We start from the raw sequence: 5,763 nt of genomic DNA on the forward strand, positions 1-5,763 counted from the left end.
ACTTCAAGGTCCCTCCACCGGCGCGGCCCATCCCCCTCACTGGTGCCGGGGCACACGCCCCGCCCACACCGTGCAGCCCAATCACACATTTCTACTACAGCGACAAGAAATCCAAGCAAGCCCTGAAGTACCGGAAATTATCCAGCGGCTTACATGAATCTAATGGGAGGACCGACGATGGTTCTCGGAGCCTGAGAAAAAAGGGGGATTGGAGGTCAGGCGGAGAGGGCGGCCTGGGCGGCGGCGACGGCGGTCCCGGAGGCGCTGGCGCGGTATCCCCCCGAGTGAAGGGCCCGCTCGATGGCGCCCACGGTGACGAGCACGTCCGCGGCGGTGACGCGGTTCATGTGGCCCACGCGGAAGTAGCGCGTCTTCAACTCCGGGTGGAGACCGCCGGCGATGGCGGCGCCCTGGGCCTTCACGCGGCCGACGAGCGAGGCGTCCACGCCCTCCGGGTAGTACACGGCGCTCAGGGTGTTGGCGGCCAGGGCCTCCGACGTGGGCAGCAGGCGCAGGCCCAGGGCGCTCCAGGCGGCGCGGAAGGCGCGGGCCATGCGGCGGTGGCGCTCGAAGCGGGCCTCCAGCCCTTCGGAGAGGATCTGCCCCAGGCTCACGTCCAGCGCGCAGATGAGCGACGTGGGGGGCGTGGCGAAGTAGGAGGGCTTGCCGGCCTCGTACGCCTCCATCACCGGCAGCCACTCCGCCCAGTCCGCGTACACGCTGGCCACCGGCGCCTTGCGCTTGCGCCACGTCTCCAGCGCGCGCGGGCTCACCGTCAGGAGCGCCAGGCCCGGCGGCACGCCCACCGCCTTCTGGCTGGCGGTGAGGTACACGTCCGCGCCCCATGCGTCCTGGTGGAAGGCCTCGCCCGCGGTGGCGCACACGCCGTCCACCACGCAGAGCACGCCGTGGTGGCGCGCGACCTTCAGCAGGGACTCCACGGGGGCCAGCACCGCGGTGGAGGTGTCCACGTGGGTGATGGTCATCAGCTTGAAGTCGCCCTTCTGGAACTCCGCCTCCACCTGGGCCGCGTCGGGGGCGCCGCCCGGGGGCGCGCGCACGTGCGTCACCTTCGCGCCGTGGCGCTCCAGGATGTGGGCCATGCGGTCGCTGAAGTAGCCGGTGTTCACCACCAGCGCGCGGTCGCCCGGTTCAATGAGGTTGGCCACCGCCAGCTCCATGGCCAGCGTGCCGCTGCCGGACACGACGAAGGGCTGCGCGGACGGGGCGAGCGACACCTCCCGCAGGCGCTTCAGGGCGCGGCCAAAGGTGGCGATGAAGCCCGCGTCCAGGTGCCCCAGCACCGGCGCGGACAGCGCCTGCAACACCTCCGCGTCCACATCCACCGGCCCGGGAATCATCAACAGGTCTCTCACGGCGCCACACCCTTCCTTGGGCGCCCCCCGGGCCTTTCCGGAGGGCGGTCCCCCACTGTGGACAAGCCGGGCCCGGGTTGTCCACGGCCACGGGGGGCCGGCGCGAAAACGAACGACGCCGGAGCCCCCGCGAGGAAACGGGAGACTCCGGCGTCTGGAAGGACAGCGGAAACGGGCGTGTGACTAGCGGTACTGCGCCGTCAGGCTGTCGGCGCGGGTCACCTGGCCAGCGCTGAACTGGTTCATGCAGTTGTCGTCGGTGTAGTCCATGAAGTTCAGGATGGGGTCCACGCCGCCGCCGGTGCAGGTATCGCGGCCCGAGGGGCAGCCGAACGCGGCCGAGGCCTCCGGAGGCGTGTCGCTGACGGAGTCGCCCGGGCTGGCACAGCCGCCCTGGAACGTGTGGTACAGGCCCACCCAGTGGCCGACCTCGTGGGTCGCCGTGTCACCCTCGTTGTACGGAACCGCCGTGCCGCCGGGGACGCTGCTGTAGAGCAGCACCACGCCGTCCATCTTCGGCTGGCTGGTGTAGCTGGAGGGGAAGGTCGCCCAGCCCAGCAGGCCACCCTTCAGGTTCGCCGTGTAGATGTTCAGCGTCTCCGGGCCACCCTTGCGCAGCGCGGCCTTCATCTTCTTCTCCGCGGCGGAGCCCGAACCCAGCGCGAACCAGGTGCTGTTGTTCGTGCGGTCCGTGCCGGCCAGCGTGAACTTGAACGGGGTGTTGGCGTAGGCCGCGTTCAGCACGTTCATCTGCGCGGTGATCTGCGAGTCCGGGATGTCGCCGTTCGCGATGCCCGTGCCCTTGTTGATGACGTGGAAGTACACCGGCACGTTCACCGAACCCACCGCGCGCTTCGCCATCACGCGGTTGGCCAGCGCGGCCTCAATCTCCAGCTTCTCATCGGCGGACGGCTCGATGGTGGCGCAGCCACGGTGCGGGAGCGCCTCCGCCGTCGTGGTCTCCTCCGCCGGCTGCTCTTCGGGCGCCGGAGCGCTGCTGCTGCAACCCGCCAGGGACATCAGCGTGCCAAGGACCACCGCGACACGACCACCGCGCTGCGCGACGTTACGAAGCATTTTTCCCAACTCCTCGGAAAAGTGGGGAGGTGGAAATACATGTTTCAAACCCGTGAAGTCAATAGGGGCGGTAAAATTGAAATCCCAGTAAAGACCGATGAGAACAAACGGTGGATGTTTCAGGTGGAGCACGCCGGGTGGAGTGTTTCATCCAGGTGTCTTGAAACACCCGGGCCCGCAACGGACGACGCCGGAGCCTCCCGGGTGAAGGGGGAAGACTCCGGCGCCGGGGACCGACTTGGGACTTGGGACTGGGGACTGCTGACTAGCGGTACGTCGCCGTCAGGCTGTCCGCGCGGGCCGACTGGCCGGCGGTGAACGAGTTCATGCAGCTGTCGTCGGTGTAGTCCATGAAGTTCAGGATGGGGTCCACGCCGCCGCCGGAGCAGGAGTCGCGGCCCGTGGGGCAGCCGTACGCGGGCGAGGCCTCCGGAGGCGTGTCGCTGACCGAGTCACCCGGGCTGGCACAGCCGCCCTGGAACGTGTGGTACAGGCCCACCCAGTGGCCGACTTCGTGCGTGGCCGTGTCGCCCAGGTTGTACGGGGACGCCGTGCCGCCGGGGACGCTGCTGTAGAGCATCACCACGCCGTCCATCTTCGGCTGGCTGGTGTAGCTGGAGGGGAAGGTCGCCCAGCCCAGCAGACCGCCGGACAGGTTCGCCGTGTAGATGTTCAGCGTGCCGGCGGTGCCCTTGCGCAGCGCGTTCTTCATGTTCTTCTCGTTCGTGCTGCCCTGCGACAGCGCGAACCAGGACGTGTTGGTGGTGCGGTCCGTGCCCGCCAGCGTGAACTTGAACGGGGTGTTGGCATACGCCGCGTTCAGCACGTTCATCTGCGCGGTGATCTGCGAATCCGGCACGTCGCCATTCGCGATGCCCGTGCCCTTGCGGATGACGTGGAAGTACACCGGCACGTTCACCGAACCCACCGCGCGCTTCTCCTGCACGCGGCCGGCGAGGGCGGCTTCAATCTCCAGCTTCTCATCGGCCGACGGCTCGATGGTGGCGCAGCCGCGGTGCGGGAGCGCCTCCGCCGTCGTCGCCGTCTCCTCCGCGGGCTGCTGCTCCGGAGCCGGAGCGCTGCTGCTGCAACCCGCCAGGGACATCAGCGTGCCAAGGACCACCGCGACACGACCACCGCGCTGCGCGACGTTACGGAGCATTTTCCCAACTCCTCGAAAAAGTGGGGGAGCCGGAAATACGCCTCGCAAGCCTTCAAAGTCAACGCACCCACAGACACTGAAACAACCGGAAATCTTTATGAGCCCCCAGGGCTTTTCGCGGGGTGAACCACGGCTGTGTGTGTTTCACCCAGGGGTCAGTTCGTACCGCCATCCGGTGACGCGGCGGTGTTGACTTCGGGCGTCAGCGGCGTGGGCAGGGATTGGGGCTTGCCCACCTGTTCCAGCGCTTCGCCATTGCTCACGGAGAAGCGCACCAGCGCGCGGAGGATGCGATTGCGCTTCACGTTGCCCAGCACCTCGCGCAGGTCGTCGTAGACGGTGGGGTCGGAGACGAGGGCGCCCAGGGTTCCATCCCCCTTGGCCACGGTGGCGGTGATCTGCTTGATGTCCGCGGCGGCGCTGCCCAGGTCCGCGAACATGCCCTTCGCGTCGCCATAGACCAACTGGTGCACCGCGCCATTGGGGCTCTTCTTCGCGTCCTCGATGAGGCCTCCCAGCTGGCCGGCGGCCTCGCCCAGTTCCTTCAGGGCCACCGCGCCGTCCTGGCCGTAGATGAGCGCGTGCGCGGTGCCATCGCCCCGGCGGACCTCGCCCAGGATGGCTTCGACATGGGCCAGGGCGCCATCCATGCGCCGGGCGGCCCCGGACGCGCTGGCGAGCAGGGTGTTCACCTCTTCACCGGTGCGCTTGTCGTAGATGAGCGCGTGCAGCGCGCCGTCGCCCTTCTCCACCTCCTGCATGATGGCGCTCAGCGACGCGACGCTCCGGGCCAGGTCGCGCGACAGCTCCGGGTTCGCGTAGACCTTGATGGCGTCCTTGAGCGACTCGCTGATGGCGACGGAGTTCTCCATCACCTGGCTGGCGCTGCTCATGAGCTTGGACAGGTCCCCGGCGCTGCTGGACTTGACGATGCCGCCGGGCTCCACGGGCGGCTGGTCCGCGCTGCCCAGGGAGATGTCCACCGCCTTGTCGCCCAGGACGCCCATGCTGGTGAGCTTCGCCACGGAGTCCGCGCGGATGCGCTCCGTGTAGGCGCTGGCGACCTGGAACTGCACCTCCAGGCGGCTGTCCTTGAGGTCCTGGGAGAAGGCCACGCCGTTGACGCGGCCCACCTTGAGGCCGCCAATCCACACGGGGGACTGGTCGCTCAGGCCGTCCACGCTCTGGAAGTAGGCGCGGAAGACGACCTGACGCTGGAAGAGGTTCGACTCGCGGCCGATGAAGAAGACGACGACGCCCGCCACGGCCAGGCCGATGGCGACGAAGAGGCCCGCGCGCACGGCCAGGCGCTTTTCCTTCGAGGTCGAGTTGAAGAGACTCATGGTGTTCTTTCGGGGTTCAGCTCCAGGCGGCGCGCGTCCAGGAAGGCCCGCACCTCCGGCACCGTGGAGCGGCGCATCTCTTCGGGGGTGCCCACCTGGACGATCTTCCGGTTGGCCAGCATGGCCATCCGGTCCGCCAGCACGAAGGCGCTCACCATGTCGTGCGTGACGACGATGGACGTGGCGCCCAGGCGCTGTTTCATCGACTCAATCAATTCGTTGATGGTCTGCGTGGTGACGGGGTCCAGGCCCGTCGTCGGCTCATCCCAGAGGATGACCTCCGGGTCGGTGGCGATGGCGCGCGCCAGGCCCACGCGCTTGCGCATGCCGCCGGACAAATCCGACGGCATCAGCCGCTCCGTGTTGGGCAGGTCCACCAGCTCCAGCTTCTCCGCCACGCGCTTGCGGATCTCATCCCGGGACATCTTCGGGAAGTGTTCGCGCAACGGATAGGCCACGTTCTCCGCCACGCTGAGCGAGTCGAAGAGCGCGGCGCCCTGGAACACCATGGCCACGTGCTTGCGGACCTCCAGGAACTGCTCCTCGGAGAACTTCGCGACGTCGTAGCCTTCGAAGAGGACGCGGCCGCCGTCCGGGTGCAAGAGGCCGATGAGGCACTTGAGCAGCACGCTCTTGCCCACGCCGGAGCCGCCCAGGACGACCAGCGTCTCCCCGGCGCGCACGTCCAGGTCCACGCCTTCGTAGATGCTCTTGGTGCCGAACTGTTTGACGAGCCCCTCGTAGCGGATGAGCTCCTCGCCCGGGGTGGGCTTGCGGAACTCGAACGGGGCGGGCGGGTCGACGT

The 5,763-nt window shown here is 68.3% G+C and carries 5 protein-coding genes; all 5 read right to left on the bottom strand.

Annotated features, from left to right (window positions below; genetic code table 11):
• Window positions 1-215: 215 nt before the first annotated feature.
• Window positions 216-1,376 carry a pyridoxal-phosphate-dependent aminotransferase family protein gene (locus D7Y13_RS37440; protein WP_120535800.1) on the bottom strand — a complete coding sequence of 387 codons (1,161 nt, stop codon included), beginning with the start codon at window positions 1,374-1,376 and terminating at the stop codon, window positions 216-218.
• Between the two features lie 183 nt (window positions 1,377-1,559).
• The gene (locus D7Y13_RS37445) at window positions 1,560-2,453 is read right to left on the bottom strand and encodes a zinc metalloprotease (protein ID WP_120535801.1); all 894 of its coding nucleotides are present in this window, start codon (window positions 2,451-2,453) and stop codon (window positions 1,560-1,562) included.
• A 265-nt stretch (window positions 2,454-2,718) separates the two neighbouring features.
• Window positions 2,719-3,615, bottom strand: a complete 897-nt coding sequence (locus D7Y13_RS37450) for a zinc metalloprotease (protein WP_120584851.1) — start codon at window positions 3,613-3,615, stop codon at window positions 2,719-2,721.
• A gap of 155 nt (window positions 3,616-3,770) precedes the next feature.
• Window positions 3,771-4,958 carry an MlaD family protein gene (locus tag D7Y13_RS37455; protein ID WP_120535803.1) on the bottom strand — a complete coding sequence of 396 codons (1,188 nt, stop codon included), beginning with the start codon at window positions 4,956-4,958 and terminating at the stop codon, window positions 3,771-3,773.
• On the bottom strand, window positions 4,955-5,763 hold an 809-nt coding region (locus D7Y13_RS37460), incomplete at its 5' end, for an ABC transporter ATP-binding protein (protein ID WP_244222428.1). The genes D7Y13_RS37455 and D7Y13_RS37460, both read right to left, overlap by 4 nt.

It is taken from the genome of Corallococcus praedator, assembly GCF_003612125.1.
GTDB lineage: Bacteria > Myxococcota > Myxococcia > Myxococcales > Myxococcaceae > Corallococcus > Corallococcus praedator.

Bases quoted from the DNA above. Each gene is read 5' to 3' on its own strand.
- D7Y13_RS37450 (WP_120584851.1), bottom strand. From the start codon at position 3,615: ATGCTCCGTAACGTCGCGCAGCGCGGTGGTCGTGTCGCGGTGGTCCTT.
- D7Y13_RS37445 (WP_120535801.1), bottom strand. From the start codon at position 2,453: ATGCTTCGTAACGTCGCGCAGCGCGGTGGTCGTGTCGCGGTGGTCCTT.
- D7Y13_RS37455 (WP_120535803.1), bottom strand. From the start codon at position 4,958: ATGAGTCTCTTCAACTCGACCTCGAAGGAAAAGCGCCTGGCCGTGCGC.